The organism is Stutzerimonas sp. LR2 (genome assembly GCF_055755175.1).
In genome coordinates, this window is record NZ_JBVTRR010000001.1 from 941,070 (window position 1) to 967,658 (window position 26,589).

At 67.1% G+C, this 26,589-nt stretch carries 25 protein-coding genes; 11 read left to right on the top strand and 14 right to left on the bottom strand.

The window, feature by feature from the left end; translation table 11 throughout:
- Positions 1–141 precede the first annotated feature (141 nt).
- Complete coding sequence (locus ACVRRC_RS04380; protein ID WP_053527612.1) at positions 142–657, top strand: dihydrofolate reductase; 516 nt, start codon at positions 142–144, stop codon at positions 655–657.
- Positions 658–744: 87 nt separating this feature from the next.
- Positions 745–1,392 (top strand): YitT family protein, encoded by a 648-nt coding sequence (locus ACVRRC_RS04385; protein WP_011915019.1) that lies wholly within the window; start codon positions 745–747, stop codon positions 1,390–1,392.
- Here ACVRRC_RS04385 and ACVRRC_RS04390 read toward each other — a convergent pair.
- Positions 1,385–1,840 carry a metallophosphoesterase family protein gene (locus ACVRRC_RS04390; protein ID WP_053527611.1) on the bottom strand — a complete coding sequence of 152 codons (456 nt, stop codon included), beginning with the start codon at positions 1,838–1,840 and terminating at the stop codon, positions 1,385–1,387. The genes ACVRRC_RS04385 and ACVRRC_RS04390 overlap by 8 nt on opposite strands.
- Before the next feature lie 97 nt (positions 1,841–1,937).
- Here ACVRRC_RS04390 and ACVRRC_RS04395 point away from each other — a divergent pair, with 97 nt between their 5' ends.
- Positions 1,938–3,056: an NAD(P)/FAD-dependent oxidoreductase gene (locus ACVRRC_RS04395; RefSeq protein WP_472996663.1), complete on the top strand. Its 1,119-nt coding sequence runs from the start codon at positions 1,938–1,940 to the stop codon at positions 3,054–3,056.
- Positions 3,057–3,153: 97 nt separating this feature from the next.
- Positions 3,154–4,887: a DUF4153 domain-containing protein gene (locus ACVRRC_RS04400; RefSeq protein ID WP_472996664.1), complete on the top strand. Its 1,734-nt coding sequence runs from the start codon at positions 3,154–3,156 to the stop codon at positions 4,885–4,887.
- 58 nt (positions 4,888–4,945) lie between these two features.
- Here the strand turns inward: ACVRRC_RS04400 and ilvD are convergent, their stop codons facing one another.
- Positions 4,946–6,784, bottom strand: a complete 1,839-nt coding sequence (gene ilvD, locus ACVRRC_RS04405; protein WP_196111680.1) for a dihydroxy-acid dehydratase — start codon at positions 6,782–6,784, stop codon at positions 4,946–4,948.
- A 511-nt stretch (positions 6,785–7,295) separates the two neighbouring features.
- Here ilvD and ACVRRC_RS04410 point away from each other — a divergent pair.
- Positions 7,296–8,144, top strand: coding sequence for a poly(ethylene terephthalate) hydrolase family protein (locus tag ACVRRC_RS04410; RefSeq protein WP_013984362.1), 849 nt, complete (start codon positions 7,296–7,298; stop codon positions 8,142–8,144).
- Between the two features lie 50 nt (positions 8,145–8,194).
- Here ACVRRC_RS04410 and ACVRRC_RS04415 read toward each other — a convergent pair whose 3' ends face one another.
- Together ACVRRC_RS04415 and ACVRRC_RS04420 are read right to left on the bottom strand one after the other, a co-directional pair.
- Entirely contained in the window at positions 8,195–9,391 is a 1,197-nt protein-coding gene (locus ACVRRC_RS04415) for a class I SAM-dependent rRNA methyltransferase (protein ID WP_108242430.1), read from the bottom strand.
- Between the two features lie 100 nt (positions 9,392–9,491).
- Positions 9,492–10,031 carry a type 1 glutamine amidotransferase domain-containing protein gene (locus ACVRRC_RS04420; protein ID WP_020305632.1) on the bottom strand — a complete coding sequence of 180 codons (540 nt, stop codon included), beginning with the start codon at positions 10,029–10,031 and terminating at the stop codon, positions 9,492–9,494.
- A 130-nt stretch (positions 10,032–10,161) separates the two neighbouring features.
- Between ACVRRC_RS04420 and ACVRRC_RS04425 the strand changes: the two genes are divergently transcribed.
- The 4 genes from ACVRRC_RS04425 to ACVRRC_RS04440 all read left to right on the top strand — a co-directional run bounded on the left by ACVRRC_RS04425 (position 10,162) and on the right by ACVRRC_RS04440 (position 14,292).
- The gene (locus ACVRRC_RS04425; RefSeq protein WP_041755836.1) at positions 10,162–11,028 is read left to right on the top strand and encodes an HDOD domain-containing protein; all 867 of its coding nucleotides are present in this window, start codon (positions 10,162–10,164) and stop codon (positions 11,026–11,028) included.
- A gap of 56 nt (positions 11,029–11,084) precedes the next feature.
- Complete coding sequence (mutM, locus tag ACVRRC_RS04430; protein ID WP_017244120.1) at positions 11,085–11,897, top strand: bifunctional DNA-formamidopyrimidine glycosylase/DNA-(apurinic or apyrimidinic site) lyase; 813 nt, start codon at positions 11,085–11,087, stop codon at positions 11,895–11,897.
- Between the two features lie 114 nt (positions 11,898–12,011).
- On the top strand, positions 12,012–12,353 hold the full coding sequence (locus tag ACVRRC_RS04435) for a hypothetical protein (RefSeq protein ID WP_013984357.1): 342 nt from the start codon (positions 12,012–12,014) through the stop codon (positions 12,351–12,353).
- A 103-nt stretch (positions 12,354–12,456) separates the two neighbouring features.
- Entirely contained in the window at positions 12,457–14,292 is a 1,836-nt protein-coding gene (locus tag ACVRRC_RS04440; RefSeq protein WP_014598025.1) for a Na/Pi cotransporter family protein, read from the top strand.
- Here ACVRRC_RS04440 and ggt read toward each other — a convergent pair.
- From ggt to ACVRRC_RS04470, 6 genes are all read right to left on the bottom strand, one after another.
- Entirely contained in the window at positions 14,276–16,009 is a 1,734-nt protein-coding gene (ggt, locus tag ACVRRC_RS04445) for a gamma-glutamyltransferase (protein ID WP_196111679.1), read from the bottom strand. The genes ACVRRC_RS04440 and ggt overlap by 17 nt on opposite strands.
- Positions 16,009–16,260, bottom strand: a complete 252-nt coding sequence (locus ACVRRC_RS04450; protein ID WP_003303200.1) for a YfhL family 4Fe-4S dicluster ferredoxin — start codon at positions 16,258–16,260, stop codon at positions 16,009–16,011. Before ACVRRC_RS04450 ends, ggt begins: the two co-directional genes overlap by 1 nt.
- A 107-nt stretch (positions 16,261–16,367) precedes the next feature.
- Positions 16,368–16,850: a pantetheine-phosphate adenylyltransferase gene (gene coaD / locus ACVRRC_RS04455; protein WP_013984354.1), complete on the bottom strand. Its 483-nt coding sequence runs from the start codon at positions 16,848–16,850 to the stop codon at positions 16,368–16,370.
- Positions 16,851–16,956: 106 nt separating this feature from the next.
- A complete protein-coding gene (locus ACVRRC_RS04460; RefSeq protein ID WP_472996665.1) occupies positions 16,957–18,552 on the bottom strand; it encodes a GMC family oxidoreductase in 1,596 nt (531 codons plus the stop codon).
- Between the two features lie 14 nt (positions 18,553–18,566).
- Entirely contained in the window at positions 18,567–19,097 is a 531-nt protein-coding gene (locus tag ACVRRC_RS04465; protein ID WP_014598022.1) for a hypothetical protein, read from the bottom strand.
- 14 nt (positions 19,098–19,111) lie between these two features.
- On the bottom strand, positions 19,112–20,524 hold the full coding sequence (locus tag ACVRRC_RS04470) for a coniferyl aldehyde dehydrogenase (RefSeq protein ID WP_472996666.1): 1,413 nt from the start codon (positions 20,522–20,524) through the stop codon (positions 19,112–19,114).
- Positions 20,525–20,653: 129 nt separating this feature from the next.
- Here ACVRRC_RS04470 and ACVRRC_RS04475 point away from each other — a divergent pair, with 129 nt between their 5' ends.
- Complete coding sequence (locus ACVRRC_RS04475) at positions 20,654–21,328, top strand: TetR/AcrR family transcriptional regulator (protein WP_026012438.1); 675 nt, start codon at positions 20,654–20,656, stop codon at positions 21,326–21,328.
- On the opposite strand, the gene ACVRRC_RS04480 is transcribed toward ACVRRC_RS04475, so the two are convergent.
- Positions 21,280–22,314 carry a hydrolase gene (locus tag ACVRRC_RS04480; protein WP_472996667.1) on the bottom strand — a complete coding sequence of 345 codons (1,035 nt, stop codon included), beginning with the start codon at positions 22,312–22,314 and terminating at the stop codon, positions 21,280–21,282. The two genes, ACVRRC_RS04475 and ACVRRC_RS04480, sit on opposite strands and share 49 nt — an antisense overlap.
- A 174-nt stretch (positions 22,315–22,488) precedes the next feature.
- On the opposite strand from ACVRRC_RS04480, the gene ACVRRC_RS04485 reads away from it, so the two are divergent.
- A complete protein-coding gene (locus ACVRRC_RS04485) occupies positions 22,489–22,893 on the top strand; it encodes a hypothetical protein (RefSeq protein ID WP_053527618.1) in 405 nt (134 codons plus the stop codon).
- Here the strand turns inward: ACVRRC_RS04485 and rsmD are convergent.
- Genes rsmD through ACVRRC_RS04500 form a run of 3 tightly spaced genes read right to left on the bottom strand, consistent with a single transcriptional unit; the run spans position 22,887 to position 26,390 of the window.
- Entirely contained in the window at positions 22,887–23,504 is a 618-nt protein-coding gene (gene rsmD, locus ACVRRC_RS04490) for a 16S rRNA (guanine(966)-N(2))-methyltransferase RsmD (protein ID WP_017244112.1), read from the bottom strand. The two genes, ACVRRC_RS04485 and rsmD, sit on opposite strands and share 7 nt — an antisense overlap.
- Positions 23,504–25,045: a M16 family metallopeptidase gene (locus tag ACVRRC_RS04495; protein WP_472996668.1), complete on the bottom strand. Its 1,542-nt coding sequence runs from the start codon at positions 25,043–25,045 to the stop codon at positions 23,504–23,506. The genes rsmD and ACVRRC_RS04495 overlap by 1 nt, the downstream gene beginning before the upstream one ends.
- A complete protein-coding gene (locus tag ACVRRC_RS04500; protein ID WP_472996669.1) occupies positions 25,038–26,390 on the bottom strand; it encodes a M16 family metallopeptidase in 1,353 nt (450 codons plus the stop codon). The genes ACVRRC_RS04495 and ACVRRC_RS04500 overlap by 8 nt, the downstream gene beginning before the upstream one ends.
- Between the last annotated feature and the right edge of the window lie 199 nt (positions 26,391–26,589).

Consider the following 26,589-nt stretch of genomic DNA (forward strand, 5'->3'; position numbering starts at 1 on the left):
TCTCCTCGGTTTGGATGTCCCAGCCTGCGCCACTTGCATGACCGGACGTTGACGCTGCGTTGCCCCTTGCGTTGCAAAACGGTTAAGCCGACGAACGGCTGGCGCTGCGGGAATCGGGGCCGCTCTGGTATTCTCGCCGCCATGAATCAGACCCGCCTTCCCCTCGCCATGATCGCCGCCCTCGCGCAGAACCGCGTGATCGGCCTCGACAACCGCATGCCCTGGCATCTGCCCGCCGATCTCAGGCATTTCAAGGCCATGACCCTTGGCAAGCCGATCATCATGGGTCGCAAGACCTGGGACTCGCTCGGCCGCCCGCTGCCGGGGCGGCTCAACCTGGTGGTCAGTCGCCAGGCCGATCTGCAGCTCGACGGCGCGGAAACCTTCACCGATCTGGATGCCGCGCTGGTGCGTGCCGAGCAGTGGGCGCGCGAGCAGGGCGTCGCCGAGCTGATGCTGATCGGCGGTGCGCAGCTGTACGCTCAGGCGTTGGGGCAGGCGCAGCGGCTTTACCTGACACGGATCGACGCGCAGCCCGAGGGCGATGCCTTCTTCCCGGTATTCGACGAGCACGAATGGCAGTGCATCGACAGCCAGCCGCATCCGGCCGAGGGCGAGGCGCCTGCGTATCGGTTCGAGACCTGGCAACGGCGCTGATCGGCGCCGTCTTCGCTTGATCGGCGCCAAGTCCTTCCGCCTGCCCAGCTTCTATCCTTCGCAACAACCGTTTTCGAGACCCAGCCGATGCAAACCCGCGAATCCGACGTGCCGCAAGCCGAGCGCGTATCGGCGATCTTCGTTCGTCACCCGCTGTGGGAGGACGCTCTGGCGCTGCTCACCGGCACCGCGCTGGTCGCCCTTGGCATCGCCTTCTACAGCCACGCCGGGCTGCTCACCGGCGGCACCGTTGGGCTGGCCTTTCTGCTCAAGTACCTGGCCGGCTGGTCGTTCGGCCCGGTGTTCTTCCTGCTCAACTTGCCGTTCTATGCACTGGCGATCTGGCGCATGGGCTGGAAGTTCACCCTGCGCACCGTCTGCGCAGTGGGGCTGGTCTCGCTGTTCGCCGAGCTGACCCCACAGTGGGTGCGCTTCGCCGAGCTGAACGTGGTTTACGCCGCAGTGTTCGGTGGTTTCGCCATCGGCATCGGCCTGCTGATCCTGTTCCGCCATCGCGCCAGTCTTGGCGGGGTGAACATCCTCGCGTTGTTCCTGCAGGAGCGTTTCGGCCTGCGCGCCGGTACCTTCCAGATGGGCATCGACGCGCTGATCGTCATGGCCGCGGTGTTCGTCGTACCGGTGGACAAGGTGCTGCTGTCGGTGCTCGGCGCCGTGGCGCTGAATCTGGTGCTGGCGATCAATCACCGCGCCGATCGCTACATGGGCGTCAGCTGAGGCTGATCAGCTCCACCTGCGCCTGGCCGTCGTTCAGCTCCAGCAGTGCCAGGCTGATCGGCAGGCTGAAGCGTCGCGGACCGGCGCTGCCCGGGTTCACGTAGAGCACGCCATCGCGCCGCTCGACCTTCGGTTTGTGCGAGTGGCCGGCGATCACCACGTCGACGCCGGCGGCAAGCGGGTCGATATCCAGCTGCTTGAGGTCGTGCAGCACGTGCAGGGTGAGACCCCCGATGCGCAGGTCGAGGCGTTCGGGCAGCACCTGCGCCCAGTCGGCCGTATCGATATTGCCGCGGATCGCCTCCAGCGGCGCGATGACGCGCAGCCCGTCGAGCACCTGCGGTTTGCCGATATCGCCGGCGTGAATGATCTGTGCGCAGCCCTGCAGCGCCGCCACTGCCTCGGGGCGGAGCAGACCGTGGGTGTCGGAGATCAGGCCGATGCGCATGTCGGTGTTCCCTTTAACTGCTTTGTCAGGTCATCCGACCCTTGGCCGACCGCTGTGGTTGCGGCAGGCTTGGGCTGTTCGGGTCGAGGAGTCTGGCATGGATCGGGTGGATTGCGTGGTGGTGGGTGCGGGAGTGGTCGGGCTGGCGGTGGCGCGTGCGCTGGCGCTGGCCGGTCGCGAGGTGCTGATACTGGAAGCCGAGGCGGCCTTTGGCACCGCCACCAGCGCGCGCAACAGCGAAGTCATCCACGCCGGCATCTACTACCCGCAGGGCTCGCTCAAGGGCCGGTTGTGCGTGGCCGGGCGTCGCCAGCTCTACGATTTCTGTAACAGCCACGGCGTGGCCCATCGACGTTGCGGCAAGCTGATCGTCGCCACCGACGAGGCCCAGATCGCTGCGCTGGAACAACTGCGGCGGCACGCGCTGGCCAATGGGGTCGACGACCTGCAGTACCTCGATGGGCGCGAGGTGCTGGCGCTGGAGCCGGAAGTACAGGCGGTGGCAGGGCTGCTTTCGCCAAGCACCGGCATCATCGACAGCCACGCGCTGATGCTGGCACTGCTGGGCGATGCCGAGCGCCACGGCGCGGTGCTGGCACTGAACGCGCCGGTAACGGCGATCACCGTCGGCAGCGCGGGCTTGCAGGTCGAGGTGGGCGGTGCCGACCCGCTGCAGTTGCTGGCCCGCACCGTGGTGAATTGCGCCGGACATGGCGCGCCCATCCTCGCCGCGCGCACCGCCGGGTTGGGCCCGGCGGCGCGGCCGCGGCAGTTCTTCGCCAAGGGCAGCTACTTCAGCCTGAGCGGGCGCACGCCGTTTCGCCATCTGGTCTATCCGCTGCCCGAGCCCGGCGGCCTCGGCGTGCACCTGACCCTGGATCTGGCCGGGCAGGCGCGTTTCGGCCCGGACGTGCAGTGGGTCGAGGCACTCGACTATCACATCGAGCCGGAACGGGCCGAGGGCTTCTACGCCGCAATTCGCCGTTATTGGCCGGCGCTGCCGGACGCTTCGTTGCAACCGGCCTACACCGGCATCCGCCCGAAGATCAGCGGCCCCGCCGAGGCGGCCGCGGACTTTCGCATCGACGGCCCGGCGCAGCACGGCATCGCCGGGCTGGTGAACCTGTTCGGCATCGAATCGCCGGGCCTGACTGCCTGTCTGGCGATTGCCGAACACGTCCTTGGGTTGCTCGAGCCCACGGCATTGGCGACCTGATCACGCGCGGTCGCGCTCGCATTGCGGCCCGTGCGGACGGGCCGCACACTGCAACCCGCCGCGATCGGACGGCGCATCACCGGCAAAAGGAACGTGCATGGAACTGACAGGCGAAGCCCGCCCGCTGAAAGTCTATCTGGCGGTCGGATTGCTGCAGGGTTTGGCGCTCTGGGCGGCCAGCGAGGCCTGGCCGCACGCTGCTGGCTGGCGGATTCTGTGTTCGGCACTGCTGGCCTTCACGGTGATTGGCGGCTGGCAGGTGCAGTTGCTCTGGGGCGGGCTGTGCGAGGCCGGGCGCTGGCGCCTGGTGCTTGCCGCTGCCGCGCTGCCGGCCGTGCTGGCGGGCGGTCTCGCGCTGCAGTTCGAGCAGCCTCGCTGGTATTACCTGGGTGAATCCGTCGGCACCCTGCTGCTCTGGAGCAACCTGATCCTGGCCTATGTGCTGACGCCCTTCATCCAGGCGCGGGATGCCGATCATCGCTGGCGGGTCGACTACGCCGCGCTGTACCGGCACGCCATCAACAACGGCCTGCTGCTGTTCATGGCGCTGCTGATGCTGGCGGCGTTCTGGCTGCTGATCTGGCTCTGGGCCGGCCTGTTCAAGCTGGTCGGCATCAGGATTTTCGCAACGCTGTTCGAGTCGTCCGGCTTTATCTGGGTGGCCAGCGCGACGGTCGTCGCCATCGGGCTGTGGATCGGTCTCGAGCGTGGCCAGGTGGTCGATGCGCTGCGCAACGTGCTGCAGGCGATGTGTCGCTTCCTGCTGCCGCTGACGGTGCTGATCCTGCTGATTTTCGTGGTCTGCCTGCCGTTCACCGGTCTGCAGCCGTTGTGGGAAACCCGCCATGCGACGCCGATCCTGCTGGCCATGGTGTTCGCCCATGTCGCGTTGCTCAACGGCGTCGTTCAGGATGGCCGGCAAGCGGTGCATTACCCGCGTGCGCTGCGCGTGCTGGTCGACGCCAGCTCGCTGTGCCTGCCGCTTCTGGCGGGTCTTGCGGTTTACGCACTGTGGCTGCGGATCGGTCAGTACGGGCTCACGCCTGATCGGGTGGTGGCGCTCGGGGCGACCCTGGTGGCGCTGCTGCACGCGCTGGCGCTGATGGCGGCGGTGCTGCAACGGCGGGATGGCTGGTTGGCGGGCTTGCGCCGGAGCAACCCGCTGCTGGCGCTGGTTTCGGTGGCGCTGTTGCTGCTCATGCATCTGCCACCGTTGAGCCCGTTGCAGCTCAGCGCAGCCAATCAGTACCAGCGCCTGCTCGACGAGCAGGTGCCGGCAGAGCGCACCGATCTCGGCGCGCTGCGCTTTCAGCTGGGACAGCCCGGTCGCGACCATCTCGAAAAACTGCGCCAGCGCCTGAGCCAACCGGGCATCGCCGACGCGCGTCGGGAGCAACTGCAGGCGGACCTGCAGCGACTGGACGGCGCGGACAACTACTGGAACTGGCGACACGCGCACGACATGGCCAACACCGCTCCCGTGCCATGGATCGGCGCGCCTCTCGAAGATGCCGACGGCGCCTTGGCCCAGGCGATCGCGACCCAGGGCTGTGACGGGGACTGCGCCCTGTTTGCCGTCGATCTGGATGACGACGGCCAGCCCGAGGTACTGCTGCTACGCGGTGCGCGGCCGCGAATCGTGACGGTGCTGGGGCGTGAGGCGAACGGCAGCTGGCGCTGGATCGGCCACCTGCGCAGCGCCGACGAGCAGACCCTCGACGGCGAGACGCTCAAGGAGCAGGTCGAGCGCGGTGCCTGGCGGGTGGTGGCGCCGCGTTTCAATGCGTTGGAGATCGAGGGCATACGGCTGGAGCCGGCGATTACCGAATAGCGCGCATGAAAAAGCCCGACACAAGGTCGGGCTTTTCTGTTGCGGCTGCGACAGGTGATCAGCCGTCCAGCATCGCCTTGTTGCGCACCGCGCCCTTGTCGGCACTGGTGGCGAGCAGGGCGTAGGCCTTGAGTGCCGTGGTCACCTTGCGCGCGCGTGGCTGGGCGGGTTTCCAGCCTTTCTTGTCCTGCTCGATGCGGCGGTGGGACAGTTCTTCATCGCTGACCTGCAGCTGGATGCTGCGGTTGGGGATGTCGATCAGCACCTTGTCGCCGTCCTGCACCAGGCCGATGGCACCGCCCGCGGCCGCTTCCGGCGAGGCATGGCCGATGGACAGGCCCGAGGTGCCGCCGGAGAAGCGGCCGTCGGTGAGCAGGGCGCAGTCCTTGCCCAGGCCCTTGGACTTCAGGTACGAGGTCGGGTAGAGCATTTCCTGCATGCCCGGGCCGCCCTTCGGACCTTCGTAGCGGATGATGACGATGTCGCCTGGCTTCACCTCGTCGGCGAGGATGCCTTTCACGGCGCTGTCCTGGCTTTCGTAGATCTTCGCCGTGCCTTCGAACACGTGAATGGACTCGTCCACGCCGGCAGTCTTCACCACGCAGCCGTCCAGGGCGATGTTGCCGTAGAGCACGGCGAGGCCGCCTTCCTGGGAATAGGCGTGCTCGACGCTGCGGATGCAGCCTTCGGCACGGTCCAGGTCCAGGCTCGGCCAGCGGGTGGCCTGGCTGAAGGCGACCTGGGTCGGGATGCCCGCCGGGCCGGCCTTGAAGAAGGTATGTACCGCTTCGTCCTGGGTCTGGGTGATGTCCCATTCGGCGATGGCATCGGCCATGCTCGGGCTGTGCACGGTGGAAACATCGGTGTGCAGCAGGCCGCCGCGGGCCAGCTCGCCGAGGATGGAAAAGATGCCGCCGGCGCGGTGCACGTCTTCCATGTGGTACTTCTGGATGTTCGGTGCCACCTTGCACAGCTGCGGCACCTTGCGCGACAGCGCGTCGATGTCGCGCAGGTCGAAGTCGACCTCGGCTTCCTGGGCGGCGGCCAGGAGGTGCAGGATGGTGTTGGTCGAACCGCCCATGGCGATGTCCAGGGTCATGGCATTCTCGAAGGCCTTGCGGCTGGCCACGTTGCGCGGCAGTACGGACTCGTCGCCGTCCTGGTAGTAACGCTTGCACAGCTCGACGGCTATACGCCCGGCGCGCAGGAACAGCTGCTCGCGGTCGGCGTGGGTGGCCAGTGTGGTGCCGTTGCCCGGCAGGGACAGGCCGAGGGCTTCGGTCAGGCAGTTCATCGAGTTGGCGGTGAACATGCCCGAGCAGCTGCCGCAGGTGGGGCAGGCGCTGCGCTCGTATTCGGCGACCTTCTCGTCGGAGCAGGAATCGTCGGCGGCCACCACCATGGCGTCGACCAGGTCCAGGCCGTGGTTGGCCAGCTTGGTCTTGCCGGCTTCCATCGGGCCGCCGGAGACGAACACCACCGGGATGTTCAGGCGCAAGGCGGCCATCAGCATGCCGGGGGTGATCTTGTCGCAGTTGCTGATGCAGACGATGGCGTCGGCGCAATGCGCATTGACCATGTACTCCACGGAGTCGGCGATGATCTCGCGCGACGGCAGCGAATAGAGCATGCCGTCGTGACCCATGGCGATGCCGTCGTCGACCGCGATGGTGTTGAATTCCTTGGCCACGCCGCCGTGCTTCTCGATCTCGCGGGCGACCAGCTGGCCCATGTCTTTGAGGTGCACGTGGCCGGGGACGAACTGGGTGAAGGAGTTGGCGATGGCGATGATCGGCTTCTTGAAGTCTTCGTCCTTCATGCCGGTGGCGCGCCACAGCGCCCGGGCACCGGCCATGTTGCGGCCGTGCGTGGAGGTTTTCGAACGGTAATCAGGCATGACGGTTCCTGCGGCTAATCAGGTAATCGGAGGTATGCGTATGGTGAGCAACGCCTGTGCCGGATGCAACGGAGGGTGACCGCGCGTTCGGAAGGGGCCGGGTCGAGGCGGGGTAATCGCTCGTGGGGCCTGGGCTCTGGGTCCGCCGTGTGGTGAATGGCGAGATATCACCGATTCTACGCACGTTCCGGCAGCCGGGCCAGGCGGGACGATTGCCGGTACGCCGGCATGCCGCGAGCTAGCCGCGCGGGGCCGCCTGAACGGCCGTCCGGGGTGCGCATCCGCCGAAATTCGCCGCTTTGACCGCTGGTCCGCTTCTGCCTGCGTGCGACTGGCGGGTCGATTATCGCTCGCTACAGTCCATTCCCGACCGTTTCGCTGGCTGTCGCGCCTCTGCAGATGCGCGCTGCCCGCGGGTGGTCGGTCGCCGGTAGGTGTCCGTTTCGCGGCGGTAGGGCAGCGTTCGACCGGCGATGAATCCTTATACCAATGACAAGAACGAGGAATGCAGATGCACAAGTTCACACTTGGATGCCTGAGTGCCACGGCGCTGGTCGCCCTGTCCGTTTCCGCCATCGCCGCTCCGCTGCCCGATACGCCCGGCGCGCCGTTCCCGGCGGTTTCGAGCTTCGACAATTCCGGTCCGTACGCGGTCACCAGCCAGAGCGAGGGGCCCAGTTGCCGTGTCTATCGGCCACGCACGCTCGGCCAGGGCGGGGTCCGGCACCCGATCATCCTCTGGGGTAACGGCACCGGTACCGGGCCGACGACCTATTCCGGACTGCTGACCCACTGGGCCAGCCATGGGTTCGTCGTCGCCGCGGCGGAAACTTCCAACGCCGGCACCGGACGGGAGATGCTCGCCTGTCTGGATTACCTGGTGCAGGAGAGCAACCGCACCTATGGCACCTATGTCGGCGTGCTCAATACCGGGCGGGTCGGGACCTCGGGGCACTCCCAGGGCGGCGGCGGTTCGATCATGGCCGGCCGGGACGACCGCGTCCGGGCCACCGCGCCGATCCAGCCGTACACCATCGGCCTCGGCCATGACTCGTCCTCGCAGCGCAACCAGCGCGGGCCGATGTTCCTCATGTCCGGCGGGGCGGACACCATCGCCGTGCCCTACCTCAATGCGCAGCCGGTCTACAGCCGGGCCAACGTGCCGATCTTCTGGGGCGAGCGGCGCTATGTCAGCCATTTCGAGCCGGTTGGCAATGGCGGCGAGTATCGCGGCCCGAGCACGGCCTGGTTCCGCTACCAGCTGATGGACGACCAGTCGGCGCGCAGCACCTTCTATGGGCGGCTCTGCCGGCTCTGTACCAGCCTGCTGTGGAGTGTGGAGCGCAAGGGTATCGAGTAAGGGAGGGGAAGCGCAGGGCGGTTCGCCGCCCTGCGCAACCGGATGGCCGATCAGCTGTTGGGCAGGATGCGGCAGGTCAGGCTCTTGATGTAGCGGGTCTCCGGGATCGCCGGATGCACCGGGTGATCCGGACCCTGGGCGCCGCGCTCGAGCAGCTGGATGTTGCGATCCAGATGGCGCGCGCTGCCGAGCAGGATGTTCTGCAGGTCGTCCTCGGGCAGGTGCATCGAACAGCTGGCGCTGACCAGGATGCCGTCCTTGTTCAGTAGCCGCATGGCGGTTTCGTTGAGGCGGCGGTAGGCGGCCTCGCCGTTCTTCAGATCCTTCTTGCGCTTGATGAACGCCGGCGGATCGGTGATCACCACGTCGAAGCGCTCTTCGGCATTCTTCAGTTCCTTCATCGCCTCGAAGGCATCGCCTTCGACGCAGGTCATCTTCTCGGCCACACCATTGAGCGCAGCGTTGCGCTCCACACCATCCAAGGCAAAGGCCGAGGCGTCGACACAGAACACTTCGCTGGCGCCGAAGGCGGCGGCCTGCACGCCCCAGCCACCGATATAGCTGAACAGGTCGAGCACGCGCTTGCCCTTGACGTAGGGCGCCAGGCGCGCACGGTTCATGCGGTGATCGTAGAACCAGCCGGTCTTCTGGCCCTGCAGCACCGGCGCCTCGAACTTCACGCCGTTCTCTTCCAGCGCGACCCACTCCGGTACCACGCCGAAGGCGGTATCGACGTAGCGTTCAAGGCCTTCGGCATCGCGGGCGCTGGAGTCGTTCTTCCACAGCACGCCGCGCGGCTTGAGCACCTGCACCAGCGCTTCCAGCACGGCATCCTTGTTGCGCTCCATGGTGGCCGAAGCCAGCTGCACCACCAGGTGGTCGTGGAAGCGGTCCACCACCAGGCCCGGCAGCAGGTCGGAATCACCGTAGATCAGGCGGTAGCACGGCTGATCGAACAGGCGATCACGCAGCGACAGCGCGACCTGGATGCGATGCACCAGCAGCGACTTGTCCAGGCTGTGCTTGAGATCGCGCGACAGCAGCCGCGCGCAGATCAGGTTGTTCGGCGAAACCCCGACGATGCCCAGCGGCTTGCCACCGGCCGCTTCGAGCACGGCCTGGTCCCCTGCGGCGAAGCCGGCCAGGGGCGTGGCCGCGGTGTCGACCTCGTTGCTGTAGACCCACAGATGGCCCGCGCGCAGGCGGCGGTCGGCGTTGGCTTTGAGGCGCAGGCTGGGCAGGGTCATCGGCAGGGCTCCGGAAAAAAGACGGGCATTCTAAACGAGCGGCAGGCGGCGCGCGCCGGGTCGGCGGAAAAACGCTCGCCGCTTGCTGCCACTGTCTCGCTCAGGCGGACAGGGCGTCGATCAGCGCCTGGCTGAATGCCGGGATGTCATCGGGTTTGCGGCTGCTGATGAGCTGGCCGTCCACCACCACCTGCTCGTCGACCCACTCGGCACCGGCGTTCTTCAGGTCGTCGGTGAGCGAGGGCCAGCTGGTCATGCGCTTGCCCTTGACCAGGTCGGCGGAGATCAGCAGCCAGCCGCCATGGCAGATCACCGCGATGGGCTTGTTCGCATCGGCCGCCGCCCGGACCAGCTTCTGCGCGGTTTTGTCGGTGCGGATGGTGTCGGAATTGACCACGCCGCCGGGCAGCAGCACGGCGTCGTAGTCCTCCATGCGTATGCTGTCGAAGGTGTTGTCGACATGGAACTTGGAGGCCGGGGTGGTGTGGTTCCAGCCGGTCACCTCGCCGTTCTTGGCGGAGATGATCTCGGCGGTTGCGCCGGCCTTTTCCAGCGCCTCCTTGGGCCCGGTCAGCTCGACCTGCTCGAAACCGTCTGTCACCAGAATGGCCACGCGTTTGCCGTTGAGGGATTGGGACATGGGCTTACCTCCGTCTGTCTGTCGGTAACACTCGCCGAATGCGAGTCACTTGAAATGGGACCCACATCTCAGCCAAAGTTCGCCCTTTCCTGCCGATAGCACTTTGCCTTACCTGTCCGAGCGTCCCGCCATGGCCGTTGAACTGTCCGCCGATCAAATCCGCCGGGTGCTGCAAGGCATCAGCGTGCCGCCGCAGCCGCAGATCATGGTCGATCTGCAGATGGAGCAGGTCATGCCGGTGCCCGACCTCAAGGCCATCGCCCGGTTGATCAGCCAAGACCCGGGGCTCTCCGGCGCGCTGCTGAAGATCGTCAATTCGCCGTACTTCGGCCTGACCAACCGCATCGCCTCCATCCAGCAGGCGGTCAACCTGCTCGGCTGCGACTCGGTGATCAACCTGATCAACGCCCAGTCGATCAAGGGCGAGATGAGCGACGAGACCATCGTCACCCTCAATCGCTTCTGGGACAGCGCGCAGGACGTGGCCATGGCCTGCCTGACCCTGGCCAAGCGCATCGGCTACCAGGCGCCGGACGAGGCCTACGCACTGGGGCTGTTCCACAACTGCGGCATTCCGCTGATGCTCAAGCGCTTCCCCGGTTACATGGCGGTGCTGGAGGAAGCCTACGCCAGTACCGGCGAGGGCCAGCGCATCGTCGACATCGAGAACCGCGTGCTCAGCACCAACCACGCGGTGGTCGGTTACTTCACCGCCAAGTCGTGGAACCTGCCGCTGTACCTGTGCGATGCCATCGCCAATCACCACAACGCGTTGTCCTTGTTCTCCGACGACTCCGGGCGTGACGCGCCGATCAAGACGCTGTTGGCGATCCTCAAGATGGCCGAACACATCTGTGCCTGTCATCGCGTGCTGGGCGGTCAGCCCGAGGACCACGAGTGGGACAGCGTCTCGCGCCTGGTGCTCGACTATGTCGGCCTGTCGGATTACGACTTTGTCTGCCTGAAGGAAAGCATTCGCGAACTGGGCGTGGGCTGACGCTCCGGCGCCGGCCTGCTAAGGTCGGCATCCCTTCGCTGTAACCGTATCTCGCCATGCCCGAACTTCCCGAAGTCGAAACCACCCGCCGTGGCATCGAGCCGCATCTGGTCGGCCAGCGCGTCAGCCGCGTGCTGGTGCGTGATCGTCGCCTGCGCTGGCCGATTCCGGAGGATCTCGACGTGCGTCTGTCCGGGCAGCGCATCGAGGCCGTCGAGCGGCGCGCCAAGTACCTGCTGATCCGCGCCGAGAGCGGCACGCTGATCGTCCATCTCGGCATGTCCGGCAGCCTGCGTCTGGTGGACGCGGCATCGCCCGCGGCCAAGCATGAGCACGTCGACATCCTGCTGGAGTCCGGTCAGGCCCTGCGCTACACCGATCCGCGGCGCTTCGGCGCGATGCTCTGGAGCGACGAGCCGCTGGCGCATGTACTGCTGGCCAGCCTCGGGCCCGAGCCGCTGGGCGAGGACTTCGATGGCGACCGGCTGTATCGGCTGTCGCGCGGGCGCAGCATGGCGGTCAAGCCGTTCATCATGGACAACGCTGTGGTGGTGGGCGTCGGCAACATCTATGCGAGCGAGGCGCTGTTCGCCGCCGGGATCGATCCGCGGCGGCCGGCCGGCAGCATCTCGCGGGCGCGCTATCTGAAGCTCGGCGAGGAGATCCGCCGCATCCTGGCCATGGCCATCGAGCGCGGTGGCACCACGCTGCGCGATTTCGTCGGTGGCGATGGCAAGCCCGGTTACTTCCAGCAGGAGCTGTTCGTCTATGGCCGTGGCGGAGAGTTCTGCAGGAACTGCGGTGGCACATTGCGCGAGATTCGCCTCGGTCAGCGCGCCAGTGTCTACTGCGGTCGCTGCCAACGCTGAGGCGGCGCAACTGCGCGCGCGTTGACGGCGTTCACGCCCCGCGGGCCCTGGCCGCTGCTATAGTGGCCGCCACAACTAAAATTGCCGCGTTTCGCACAGCTGAAGGACCACACCATGAATCTGTTCCGCTCCACCGCTGCTGTCTTGGCTCTGACCACTGGCCTGCTGGCAATGCCGGCGCACGCGGAATCGGTCCCGCAGAACGCCAGCGGCGATCCGATGTACACCGTCGAGGCTCCGAAGGCCTACTCCATGATCGGTGACCTGGTCATCGCCCGCCCGCTGCTGATCGGCGCGACCGTGCTGGGCGCCGCCGCTTTCGTCGTCAGCCTGCCGTTCACCGCGCTGGGCGGCAATGTCGGTGAGGCGGGCAAGGCGCTGGTGGTCGAGCCGGGCAAGGCAGCCTTCGTACGCTGCCTGGGCTGCACCACCAGCGGCTACAACGCACAGAATTGACCGGCATCATCCGCACCGCGACTGGCAGGCGCTGAGCCTTCCGATCGCGGTGCCGCTGCAGTAGGCTTCGCCTCCCCAGTTCATCTATCCGCGCGAAGCCATCTTGAAACCTTCCTTCTTCAAGATCCTCCTGCCCCTCGCGGGCGTATTGCTGCTGTCCTGGTCGTTCTGGGCCAGCAGCGGCTGGCTCGAACTCTGCGCGGGGCTGGCGCTGTTCCTGTTCGGCATGCAGTGCCTCGAGGAGGGCCTGCGTCAGCTGGCCGGCAGCACGCTCGAGCAACTGCTCGCCCGCAGTACCGCGACCCCGTTCAAGGGGCTGATGTTCGGCGTCAGCGGCACCATGCTGCTGCAGTCCAGCACGCTGGTATCGCTGCTCACCATCGCCTTCATCAGTACCGGGCTGATCAAGCTCGCCGGCGGTATCGCCATCCTGTTCGGCGCCAACCTGGGGTCCACCACCGGCATCTGGCTGCTGGCGCTGGCCGGCCAGAACGTCAGCCTGAGTCCGCTGGCCTTGCCGCTGCTGGTCTTCGGGGTGCTGGCCAGCTTCAGCGGAGACAAGGGCAAGGCGGCCGGGCGCATCGTGCTCGGTATCGCCTTCATCTTTCTCGGTATCGATCAGATCAAGACCGGTTTTTCCAGCTTCGGCGGCATGGACCTGTCGCAGTATCACGCCGGCGGGCTGACCGGCCAGCTGCTGTTCGTCGGCATCGGCCTGCTCGCCACCGTGGTCCTGCAATCGAGCCACGCAACGCTGATGCTGACCCTGACCGCGTTGGCCGCCGGTCAGCTGGATCTGACTCAGGCGCTGGCCACCGCCATCGGTGCGAACGTCGGCACCAGCGTCACCACCGCCTTTGTCGGCTCGCTGGGCGGTAACCGCAGCGGCCAGCGCCTGGCCCTGGCGCATGTGCTGTTCAATGTCACGACCGCCATCCTGGCGATCGCACTGCTGGTGCCCCTGGCCTGGCTGGTGCAGTGGCTGGTCGCGCCGCTGGGGTTGGGCGAGAACCGGCTGATTCAGCTGGCGCTGTTCCACAGCCTGTTCAACGGCATGGGCGTGCTGCTCTTCTGGCCCTGGCAGACGCAGCTGGCAAACGTCCTGCTGCGCGTGCTGCCGGAGCGGGCCGAGCCGACGGTGCTGATCACCGAGCTGACGCCAACGCCGGCGGATGGCGTGACCCATGCGCGCTATCTCAATGAGCGGGCACTGGATTCGGCCGATGCCGCGGCCAGCGCGGTGGCTCAGGAGCTGCAGCACCTGGCACGCCTGAGCCTGGAGGTGATCTGTCATGCCCTCTACCTGCCGGTCGAGCAGCTGCGTCAGCAGGGCCGGGTCGACGAAGCGCTGCTGCATGCCCGTCCCGAAGCCCAGGCGCTGGACGCCGAACATCTGTACCAGCGCCATATCAAGGGCGTGTATTCCGATCTGCTGACGTTCATGGGCCGCCTGGAGCTGCCGCTGGACGAGAGCCATCAGGCATTCTGGGTGAACTGCCAGGTCGCCGCGCTGCAGCTGGTGGATGCGGTCAAGGATGCCAAGCACCTGCAGAAGAACCTTGGCCTGTACCTGCGCCAGGACGATTCCGCCGCGCGCCAGGCCTATGTCGAACTGCGCCGGCAGCTGCTGGAATCGCTACGGGAAATTCGCGCGCTGAATCACTCCGAGCTGCCCGATGAGCTCTGGCGCGAGCGGCTGAACTGGCTGGACGAACGTGCCGCACACTTCGACGCCGAGTTTCGCCGGCGGCTGTTCGAGTCGATCCGCAATCACAAGCTGGACGGCCTGCAGACCAGCTCGCTGATGAACGACCTGGGCTATGCCAGCCGCATCATCCAGAGCCTGCGCAACGCCCTGCTGCTGGGTGAGGGCCACGAGCTGACGCGTCAGCTGCGGCAGCTGGCGGCGGACGACGGCCCGGTCATTGTGCAGCCGTGATCGGCTGGCGCCGTGCGGGTACCTTCAGCGCGCGGCCGATGCCGCGCGGGTCGCTGGCCGCTTCGACCTTGCCGCTCGGTTTGTGCCAGTAGAGCACCTGCTGGTTGCCGTAGTCCCGCTCGATCAGCCTGGGCTGGTGGCCGCGGGCACGTAGCGCGTCCAGCTGGGCTGCGCTGAAGGCATCGGCCTCGTACTGCAGCACGTCCGGCAGGTACTGATGGTGGTAGCGCGGCGCTGCCGGCCAGGCCTGCACCGGCTCGCCGTCCAGATAGGACAGGGCCGAGAGCAGCACCATGCTGGGAATGCGACTGCCGCCGGGGGTGCCGAAAGCGGTGAATTCCTCGCGGCTCTCGATAAAGGTCGGGCTCATGCTCGACAACGGCCGCTTGCCCCCGGCGATGGCGTTGGCGCTGCTGCCTTCCAGACCGTAGGCGTTGCTGCCGTCGATGTCGGCGGCGAAATCGTCCATCTCGTCGTTGAGCAGTACCCCGGTGCCGGGCACGGTGAAGGCGGCGCCAAACATCATGTTCAGCGACAGCGTCGCCGCCACCGCATTGCCTTCGGCATCGATCACGGCGAAATGCGTGGTGTGCTCGCCCTCGCGCCAGCGTGGTGCCGGTGGCAGGTCGCTGCTCGGAGTGGCGCGCTCGCGGTCGATGGCGGCCGCCAGCTGGTCCAGGTAGCGCGTGGACAACAGCCGCTCGATCGGTGCGGCGACGAAATCGGGATCGCCCAGCAGCCCGCGGTCACGGTAGGCGCGACGCAATGCCTCGACCACCAGGTGGCTGCGCTGCAGCGGTTCGGCCTCACGCCAGGCGAGGCGTTCGAGGATGCCCAGGCTCTGCGCGAGGATCACCCCGCCGGCCGAGGGCGGCGGCGCACCGATCAGCTCGCGGCCATCGGCCAGGGCGAAACGCAGGGGCTCGCGCTCCACGGTGCGGTAGTCGGCCAGGTCCTCCAGCGACCAGATGCCGCCGCCCGCACGTACGCCCTGGACCAGCTTCTGTGCCAGTTCGCCGCGATAGAAGCCGTCACGGCCGTTGCTGGCGAGTCGCTCCAGGGTTTGCGCCAGTTCCGGCTGGCGCAGCAGATGACCTTCGGCCGGAAGATCGCCTTCGTCGAGAAACAGCCGCGCACTCTCGGGATCGTCACGCAGTGCGGCCAGGCGCCAGCTGGCGCGCTGGCGGTACACCGCATCCACCTCGAAGCCGTCGCGGGCCAGGGCGATGGCCGGCGCCAGGGTTGCCTCGAGTGGCAGGCGACCACGTTGTTCGGCGAGCTCGACCAGCGCCGCTGGCGTGCCGGGAATCGCCGCCGCCAGCGGGCCGTTCAGCGACAGGTCGCGCCGGAACTGCCCGTCGCGCAGATACATGTCCGGCGTGGCGGCGCGCGGCGCCCGCTCGCGGGCGTCGAGAAATACGTGACGGGCCGGTTCGGCGGCCTCGCGCAGCAGAAAGAAGCCACCACCGCCGAGCCCCGAGCCATAGGGCTCGACCACGGCCAGTGCGGCGCTCACCGCGACGGTGGCGTCGAAGGCGTTGCCGCCTGCTTCAAGGATCTGGCGGCCGACTTCGCTGGCCAGGGGGTGGGCAGTGGCGACGGCACCATTGTCGAGCGGGTTGGCCTGGACGCTGCAGGCCAGTAACAGCAGGGCGGCGAACCAGCCGTGGAGCACCCTGAACAGGAGCCTCCGCCGGGTCGGTCGCCGCCAGCGCATCACGCCTTGCCGGTGATGATCAGGTATTTCTGCATCAGTTCGTCCTTGCTCTCGACGTTGTTCTCGTCGAGCGGGATGCAGTCTACCGGGCAGACCTGCTGGCACTGCGGCTCGTCATAGTGGCCGACGCACTCGGTGCAGAGGTTGGGGTCGATGACGTAGATCTCCTCGCCCTGGGAGATGGCGCTGTTCGGGCACTCCGGCTCGCAGACATCGCAGTTGATGCAGTCATCGGTGATTTTCAGGGACATCCAGCGAACTCCTGCCGTGGCTCGAACCACGGCACAGCTAAATTACGACGGCCAATTGTGCCGCATCGACGCTCGGCGTGCACTCGACGCAGGGCCGACGGCGGCCCTCAGTTCTGGCCGAAGCGCGTCTTGAGCGCCTGCATCACGGCCGGATGCACGAACTTCGAAACGTCGCCCTGGAGCGAGGCGATCTCGCGCACCAGGGTCGAGGAAATGTAGGAGTACTTTTCCGACGGCGTGAGGAACAGGCTTTCGACGTCCGGAGCCAGCTGCCGGTTCATGTTGGCCAGCTGGAATTCGTATTCGAAGTCGGACACCGCGCGCAGGCCGCGCAGCAGGATGTTGGCCTGCTGTTCCTTGACGAAGTGGGCGAGCAGGGTCGAGAAGCCGATGACCTTCACGTTCGGCAGGTGCTTGGTCACTTCACGGGCCAGCTCCACGCGTTGCTCCAGCGGGAACAGCGGGTTCTTCTTCGGGTTGGCCGCCACGGCGATGATGACCTCATCGAACAGCCGCGAGGCACGTTCCACCAGATCGGCGTGGCCCATGGTGATGGGATCGAAGGTTCCCGGATACAACACTCGATTCATCGCGGCGTCCTGACGCATGCGTGGGGGTGTGGATGGTAGCGGCTCGGTATCGGCAGCGTAAAGTCTGAATGGCCATGCGGCGATCTGCCGCGAATGCGAGGCAATCTCAGGACTTGTGCAGGCGATCACCCAACTGCGTGGCCAGCTTCGCGCACAGGGCGTAGATCGACAGCTGCGGGTTGGCGCCGACGCTGGTGGGAAACAGCGAGCCGTCGTGAATGGACAGATTGCCCAGCTGATGGTGCCGGCCGAGGCTGTCGGTCACCGCCTGGCGCGGGTCTTCGCCCATGGCGCAGCCGCCCATGACGTGCGCGCTGCCGAGGCGGGTGCGGTACGGCGCCAGGTCGAGGCGCTCGATCAGTTCGCGTGCCGCGCGGGCCGTCTTCACGTAACGGGCATCGGCATGCAGCGGCAGCACCGCGCGGGCACCGGCGGCGAACTGGATCTCGGCCATGCTGAGAAAGGCGCGGCGGATGCCGTCCCAGGCGTAGGCGGTCATGCGGTAGTCGAGTACAGGGCTGCCATCGTCGCGCAGCTCGACGCTGCCCTCGGCACTGTCCGGATGAAAGCCGTCGCGCTGCAGGGCGATCATGGCGTGGGTATGCGGCAGCGCGGCCATGCGCTGCGCGTTCTCCGAGCCGAAATCGCCGAGCAGGGTGGACGCGAGCGCGGGATGGATGGGCGGCACTTCGAGCTTGTAGCCCGCCGGCCCGGCAGCCCCGTCGCGCCACTGGAAGTGATCCGAATAGATCGATTGCGGTGCGCCGCTGAAGGCGTCGATGCGCTCATCGAATTGCGCCGCGCAGAAGTTGGTCAGGTGCAGGAAGGTGCGCTTGCCGACGCGCTGGTGTGGGTCGGGTACCTCCGAGCGCAGCAGCAATCCCGGCGTGTTGATGCCGCCGCCGGCGAGGATGTAGTGCCGGGCGATGACCCGGATGCGTTGGCCGTTGGGCGCCACACAGCGCTCGTCCATGCCCAGGCAGTCGAGCCCGATCACCTGCTCGCCACGCACCTGCAGGCGCTCGGCCCGTGCGAAATAGAGCAGTTCGCCGCCCTTGTCCAGCAGCGCCGGAATGCTGGTGACCAGCATCGACTGCTTGGCATTGGTCGGGCAGCCCATGCCGCAGTAGCCCAGGTTCCAGCAGCCACGCACGTTGCGCGGGATCACCGCCCAGTGATAGTCGAGCCGTTCGCAGCCGCGCCTGAGCACCTGATTGTTGGCGTTCGGCGGCACTGCCCAGGGTGCCACGCCCAGGCGCTGCTCCATGCGTTCGAACCAGGGTTGCAGCGCTTCGGCCGAAAGCCCGCTGACGCCGTGCTCGCGGGCCCAGTGCTGCAGGGTCTGCGCTGGGGTGCGGAAACTCGAGGTCCAGTTCACCAGCGTGGTACCGCCCACCGCACGGCCTTGCAGGATCGTGATGGCGCCGTCCTTGCTGGTGCGGCCGATTGCTTCCTGATAGAGCGAGCGGTAGGCCCGGGCTTCCTGCATGTCGAAGTCGCGGCTGGTGCGCAGTGGGCCTTCCTCGATCAGCAGCACCTTGAAACCGGCGGCGCTGAGGATTTCCGCGCTGGTGGCGCCGCCCGCGCCGCTGCCGACGATGGCGATATCGGCTTCCAGCGTCAGGTCCTGCTGCAGGCGCGAGCCGTCATGGGTGGTCCAGCCACGGGCGAGGCCTTCGGCGAAGAGATCGGGAACGGGCACGGCGCCCTCCTTGGTCAGATGGCCGGTGGCCCGGGATAGCCGCAGTGCGCCCAGGAAGCGGGGCAGGCGTACCAGGCCATGAGGATCATCTGCAGCAGCGAGGCGTGCCCCTGGCGCAGCAGCGCCAGCGAGCTGTTCTGCCAGCGCAGAAGGAACGTGCGCAGCTGGTCGTCCGAGGCCTGGCTCCAGTCGCCCCAGATGCCGGTGAGCGGGCCGCGGGTCAGCGGCTGGCCGAGCACGTCGAACAGCTGGCGCACCTGGACCGCCAGGGCAGGCGAGAGGTGGTCCAGGCCCTGATCGAGGCTGCTCAGCGTGGCCTGCACGGCCTGCGGCATGTGCTCGGCAGCTACCGCGCCGTCCAGCAGCAGCGGGACCAGCCGGTGCAGCAGCGGCAGGTCGGCCTCACGCAGCACGGCGAAGCCGCTGGCGGGGCCGGCGGCGGTCGCCCCCGCGCAGCGGCCGAGCAGCCCGCCAGCGGCCAGGATGGCGCCGCCGAGCAGCCCGACCTTGAGCAGGGTGCGGCGGTTCATGGCGAGGTCGTGCATGGGCTCGTCGCGCTTCAGCGGATGAACAGAGCGTAGATCAGCTTCTGCCACCACTTGCCGTAGGGCGGATAGATCAGCCGTGCGGCGTTGAAGCGCTGCTTGGCGAATACCGCCCTGGCCTTGCTGAAGGTCAGGAAGCCTTCGTGCCCGTGGTAATGGCCCATGCCGGAAGGGCCGATGCCGCCAAAGGGCAAATCGTCCTGCGCGACATGCAGCAGGGTGTCGTTCAGGCATACGCCGCCGGAATGCGTGCCCTCGAGGACGCGCTGCTGCTCGCCGCGATCGTAGCCGAAGTAGTACAGCGCCAGCGGTCGTGGCCGGGCGTTGACATAGGCCAGCGCCTCGTCCAGCTCGCCGTAGGGCACGATCGGCAGCAGCGGGCCGAAGATCTCCTCCTGCATCACCCGCATCTGCTCGTTGACCTCCAGCAGCAGGCAGTGCGGCATGCGCCGCTGCTGTGGCGCGTCGAACAGCGGCATGACCCGTGCGCCCTTGGCCCGGGCGTCGTCCAGGTACTCCTGCAGCCGCTTCAGCTGGCGGGCATTGATGATTGCGCTGTAGTCGGGGTTGTCGGCCAGGCGCGGATACAGGCGCAGCACGGCTTCACGGTAGGCGCTGACGAAGCCCTCGAGGCGCGCGCGCGGCACCAGCACGTAATCCGGCGCAACGCAGGTCTGCCCGGCGTTCATGCACTTGCCGAAGGCGATGCGCTCGGCGGCATCGGCCAGCGGCACCGTGGCCGAGACGATGGCGGGCGACTTGCCGCCCAGCTCGAGGGTGACCGGGGTGAGGTTGTCGGCAGCGGCACGCATCACGTCACGGCCGACAGATGTCGCGCCGGTGAACAGCAGATGGTCGAAAGGCAGGCGGGCAAAGGCTCGGCCGACCTCCACGTTGCCGAGCACCACCGCCACCTGATCCTCGGGGAACACCTGCGCGAGCAGCATCTTCAGCAGCTGACCGGTGGCCGGTGTCGACTCGCTCATCTTCAGCATCACGCGGTTGCCGGCCGCGAGCGCGCCGATCAGCGGGCCGATGGCCAGATAGAGCGGGTAGTTCCACGGCACGATGATCCCCACCACCCCTAGCGGTTGGTAGACCACCCGCGCGCTGGCCGGCTGGAAAGCCAGGCCGACCCGACGCCGCGACGGTTTCATCCAGCGCCGCAGATGTCGGCAGGCGTAACGGATGCCATGCAGGCTGGGCATGATTTCCGCCAGCAGGGTTTCGTCGGCCGAGCGATGGCCGAAATCCGTGCTGATGGCCTCGATCAGTGCCGGCTGGTGGGTTGCCAGCACATCGCGCAGCGCGTCCAGCCAGCGCACGCGGTCTTCCTCCGAAGGCATGGGCGCAGCGAGAAAGGCCGAGCGTTGACGCTGGAACAGAGCCTCCATGGCGGCAAGGGCCTGCGGGATGTCGGCGGACATGGAGGCTCCTCAAGAAAGATGGCTGGGAGATTTCTAGAGTAATTGCTCTAATCTGTCAACGAGACGTGCTTGCCCGACCGCTGGCGTGTACCGTTGCCCCTTCGCTCCATCGCCGAGACCCCGCCGCCCATGGCACCCCGAGCCAAGACCCGCGATCGCATCATCGAAGCCAGCCTGGCGCTGTTCAACGCCCAGGGCGAACGCACCGTCACCACCAACCACATCGCCGCGCACCTGGGTATCTCGCCGGGCAACCTCTACTACCATTTCGCCAACAAGCAGGCGATCGTCGCCGAGCTGTTCGGCCGTTATGAGGCGCGGGTCGACCAGTTCCTGCGCCTGCCGCCAGCACGGCCAATGCAGGTCGAGGACAAGGCGCTTTACCTTGAGGCGCTGCTCGGCGCGATGTGGGATTACCGTTTTTTGCATCGGGACCTGGAGGGCTTGCTCGACGCCGATGCCGAGTTGGCGCAACGCTACGCAGGCTTTGCCGCACGTTGCCTGCAGCACGCCCGGGCGATCTACCAGGGGTTCGTCGAGGCGGGCATCCTCGAAATGGATGGCGAGCAGACCGAGGCGCTGGCCCTCAACGCCTGGATCGTGCTCACCTCCTGGATCCGCTTCCTTGCCACGGCCGGTGCCGGCGCGGGTCAGCTCGATCCGGTACAGATGCGGCGGGGCATCTATCAGGTGCTGGCGCTGGAAAGCGGCTTCGTCGCGACCGGCGCCCGCGAGGCGGTGGCTGCCTTGCAACGTCAGTACTTCGTCGCGCTGGATGCGTTGCTGCCGACGACGGACGCCTGACCGGGCCCAGGCTCGCCCAGCCATTGCGGAATGCGCCGCTCCAGGTAGTAGCGAGGGCGGCGTGGCGTGCCTTCGACAAAGCCGACGTGGCCGCCGCGGCGGTGCAACTCCAGGGAGGTGCTCGCGGACAGTTCGGCCGGTTCCGGCACGCTGTGGCGGAACACGAAAGGGTCGTCCTCGGCCTGGATCAGCAGGGTCGGCGTGGTGATCGTCGGCAGGTAGTAGCGGCTGGAGGCGCGGCGATAGTAGTCGTGGGCGTCGCTGTAGCCGTGCAGCGGTGCGGTGAAGCGGCCGTCGAAGTCCCAGAAGGTGCGCATGCCCTGCAGCGGACCCAGGCGCTGCAGGGCGCCCAGATGCTCGCTCAGGCCTTCATGCTGGAAACGCTGCTGCTTGTCCTTCACATAGGCGACCATGGCCTTCATGAAGTGCGCCTGGTAGACGCGGGAGAAACCCAGGCCGATGCGATCGGCGCACTGGTCCAGGCGAAACGGCACCGACACCGCGACCGCCTTGCGCAGCGGGCTGCCGATGCCGCTTTCGCCCAGGTACTTGAGCAGCACGTTGCCACCCAGCGAGTAGCCGACCGCATACAGCGGTGCCAGCGGGCGCTTGGCCTGCAGATGGCCGATGACTTCGGCAAGGTCGTCGCTGGCGCCGGAGTGGTAGGCGCGCGGCAACAGGTTCGGCTCGCCCGAGCAGCCGCGCCAGTTGATGGCGACGCTGGCCCAGCCGCGCGCGGCCAGTTGCTGCTGCAGGCCGAGCACATAGAGCGAGCTGGACGAGCCGGTTAGCCCATGCAACACCAGCACCAGCGGCGCCGAAGCCTCGTGCGGGCCGTGCCAGTCCAGATCGATAAAATCGCCGTCGACCAGCCACAGCCGTTCGCGCTGGCGGGCCAGGCGCGGCGCGCGGCGAAAGAACGGGTTCCACAGGGTCTGCAGGTGCGGGCCTGGCAGCCACCACGCCGGTTGGAAAGGGTCGGACACGTTCGCTCGGATTCCTCTGTTTAAGCGCGACGTTAGAGCGCTGCCCGGCGGAAGAAAAGCGCCATGCAGGGGCTGAATGTTGCTGGCCGGGCGGCGGCGTATGCCTTTGGAGATATGGTCAGCGCCACGCGAGCGGTGGACAGTGGGCGCCGGTATACCCATCTGGACCAAGCCATGACCCTGACCCCCTTCGACCAACTGCTGGCGGCTGCGCGCCAAGAGCGTGAACCGCAGCGCCTGCTGTTCGTCTTCGTCAGCGCCGAACTGCCTGCCGATGCCACCGAGGCCGAGCGGCAGCGCTTCGAGGAAAACGGCGGCGGCTCGCTAAAGCCGGTGCTCTGCGTCGACAAGCTGCCCGAGGAACTGCGCGATTTCGCTGCCCTGCGCGAGGAGTCCGCACGTACCGGCGTGGCCTGGGACCTGCTGTTCGCCGCTGCGCTGCCCGGCCATGCCGGCATCACACCCAGCTCCGACGAGGCCGAGCAGCCGTTGGAGATGATGGTCGGCTCGATCGAGACCGGCAATATCGGGCGCTTTCTCGCCTTCGATCGCCACGGGCAGACCGTCGACTTCTACTGAGTGGCGGTTGGCTCGCTGGGGGCCTGGCGTTCCCACAGGGCGTAGAACACCTTGCCGGCCTTCTTCTCCCGATGCAGTCGCCAGTTGCCGGGCAGGCCGAGGCTGGAGGGCGGCGCTTCGCTTTCGGTGTAGACCCAGGCGTGCGCGGCCAGCCAACCCTTGCCTTCGAGCAGCTCGCAGGCCGGCTGCAGCAGGTTCCTGTTGAACGGCGGGTCGAGAAAGACCAGGTCGAAGGGCGCTGGCGTCTGGCTGTCCAGATAGCGCAGAGCATCGCTCTGCAGCAGCTGGCCGTGGCCGCAGTTGAGGGTGTCCAGGTGCTTGCGCAGGCTGGCGATGGCGTTGGCGTTCACGTCCAGCGCCAGGGCCATGCTGGCGCCACGCGACAGCGCCTCCAGATAGAGCGCGCCGCTGCCGGTGAACGGGTCGAGTACCCGCGCGCCCGAAAGGTAGGGCGCCAGCCAGTTGAACAGGGTTTCGCGGACCCGGTCCGGCGTCGGCCGCAGGCCTTCGGCATCGGGGAAGCTGAAGCGGCGCGAGCGCCATTCGCCGCCGATGATGCGCAACTGGCCCTGGCCGCCATGGGCGCTGGGGCGAATGGGTGGATTGGCCATCAATGCTCCGGAACGCCGCTGGGCTGTTCGATTGGTTTTTCGCTGGGCGGCGGCAGCGGTTGCTGCTCGACGCTGGGCCCGGCGGTAACGATGACGAAGGCATCTTCCTGCAGGTGCTTGTTCATCGCGTTCTTGACCTGTTCGACCGTCAGCGCCTGGATTTCGCCCATGAAGTCTTCCAGGTAGGTCAGCGGCAGGCCGTAGAAGCCGATGCTGCCGAGCTGGCCGACGATATCGGCGTTACTGGCGGTGGACAGCGGGAAACTGCCGGCGATCTCACGCTTGCTGCGCTCCAGCTCGGCCTCGGTCGGGCCTTCGGCGAGGTAATCGCGTACCAGCTGCTGCACCAGTTCCAATGCGCCATCGGTGAGTTCGGCGCGGGTCTGCATGCTGATCATGAACGGCCCTTCGGCGCGCATCGGGCTGAAGCCGGAATAGATGCCGTAGGTCAGGCCGCGCTTCTCCCGTACTTCTTCCATCAGTCGCGTACCGAAACCGCCACCGCCGAGGATCTGATTGCCCAGATAAAGCGCCGCATAGTCCGGATGGCCACGAGGGATGCCGAGCTGGGCCAGCATCAGGTGGCTCTGGTTGGAGGGGAAGTCGATGTGGTGCTTGCCGGCCGCGGGTGGTTGGGGCGAGGGCGTCGTCGGCAGTGCCGGGCCTTGTGGCAGCGCGGCGGAAACCTGGGCGGCGAGTGCTTCGGCTTCCTCGCGGGAAAGGTCGCCGACCAGCGCGATCACCGCATTTCCAGCCGCGTAGGCACGGGCATGGAAGTCGCGCAGCTGCTCGACGCCGATCGCCGGAATCGACTCGGGCGTGCCTTCGCTGGGGTGGGCGTACGGGTGATCGCCATACAGCTGGGCGAACAGCTCAAGGCTGGCCAGCTTGCCGGGGTTCTGCTTCTGGAATTCGAAGCCGGCCAGCAGCTGGTTCTTGATCCGCTGCAGCGAGTCCTCGGGGAAGGTCGGCTGGCCGATGACCTGATTGAACAGCGCCAGTGCCGGCTCGCGCTTGTCCGGCGCGCTCAGGCTGCGCAGGCTGACCACCGCCATGTCGCGGTAGGAGCCGTTGCCGAAGTCTGCGCCGAGGCCTTCGAAACCACGGGCGATGGCGCTGACGTCCTTGCCTTCGACGCCCTCGTTGAGCATGGCATTGGTCAGCAGCGCCAGGCCGGGTACGTCACCGTCCTGGCTGCTGCCGGCGGAGAAGGTCAGGCGCAGGTCGAACATCGGCAGCTCGCGAGCCTCGACGAACAGCACCTTGGCACCTTCGGCGGTCTGCCAGCTCTGGATGTCCAGTTTGCGTCGGGCCAGCGGCTGGTCGCTCAGTTCGCTGAGGGACTCGAGGCGCGGTTTCTCCGCTGCCGTGGCCGTTTCGCTCGCTACGGCGGGTTGGGCGGCCTCGCGGGCCACGTCCTGTTTCACTGGTTCGCCGGGGCGCGGCAGGGCGGTGGAGCCTTCATCGCAGCCCGCCAGGCCGAAGCTGGCCGCCAGCAGCAGGCCGAGCAGGCCGTTGCGCAGGGCTTTGCAATCACTCATCTCGGGCTTCCTCGGGCAGAACATGGGCGACGCTCAGGCGCGAGCGGGTGAAATAGCTGCGCGCAGCCTGCTGGATGTCTTCGGGCGTGACGGCCTCGAGCGCCGCCAGCTCCTCGTCCATCAGCCGCCAGGACAGGCCGACGGTTTCCAGCTTGCCGATGGTGGTGGCCTGCTGGGTGATGGAATCGCGCTCGTACACCAGCCCGGCGATGACCTGGGCGCGAACCCGCTCGAGTTCGTCCGCCGAGGGTGGCGCCTCCTTGAGCGCGTCCAGTTCCCGCCAGAGACCGGATTCGACTTCTTCCAGGGTGCGGCCTTTCTGCATGTTCGGCGCGGCGCTCAGGACAAACAGGCTGTCGCCGCGGGCGTAGGCGTCGTACCAGGCCGAGGCGCTGGTCACCAGCTCCTCGCCGCGTTCCAGCCGCTCCGGCAGACGCGCGCTGTAGCCACCGTCGAGCAGGGCGGAGATCAATCGCAGCGCGTGCACCTGGCGGGCGTTCTCCTCGGTCGCGAGACTGGGGGCGTTGAACGCCATCAGCAATGTCGGCAACTGCGTCCTCACGTGCAGCCTGAGGCGGCGCTCGCCCGGCTCATCCAGTTCCAGCGGCCGCTTGGCCGTCGGCACCTTGCGCCGTTCGATGCCGCCGAAGAAACGCTCGGCCAGCCCGCGTACCTCGTCGGCCGTCACGTCACCGACCACCACCAGGGTGGCATTGTTCGGCGCGTACCATTGCTCGTACCAGGCACGCAGCTCGTCGGCCTGCATGCGATTGAGGTCGTCCATCCAGCCGATGGTCGGGTTGCGGTAGCCGCTGGCCGGATAGGCGATGGTCTTGAAGCGCTCATAGGCCAGCGAGCTGGGCTTGTCGTCGGTGCGCAAGCGGCGTTCTTCCTTGATCACTTCGATTTCGCGGGCGAACTCTTCTGGTGGCAGCTTGAGGCTGGCCAGGCGATCGGCTTCGAGTTCGAAGGCCACGGCCAGACGGTCGCGGGCCAGCACCTGGTAGTAGGCGGTGTAGTCGTCGCTGGTGAAGGCGTTTTCCTCGGCGCCCAGTTCACGCAGGATGCGCGAGGCTTCGCCGGCGTCGAGCTTGCGGCTGCCCTTGAACATCATGTGTTCGAGGGCGTGGGACAGGCCGGTCTGGCCCGCCGTCTCGTAGCTGGAGCCGACCTTGTACCAGAGCTGGGAAACCACCACCGGGGCGCGGTGATCCTCGCGAACGATCACCTTCAGGCCATTGTCGAGGAAGAACTCGTGGGTCGGCTGGTTGTCTGCTGCAGCCACTAGCGGCAGATAGAGCGCTCCGAGCAGCAGGGCGGCGGCGCGGCGTAACGTCAGAGGCATAGTCGGGACTCGTCCAGGTTGGTGCCCGCCACGGTGGATGGCAGGGCGGCGACACGGCAGCCATGGTAATGGCCGGCGCGGGTCAGGCAAAGCCGGGGTATCCGTACAGCCGGCTCGGTCGCAGTGCCGCGCTTAGCGCACCTGCTTGGCGAGGTGCTAGGATAGGACCCATTTTGAGGCCGGCAGCCTGGCTGCCGGC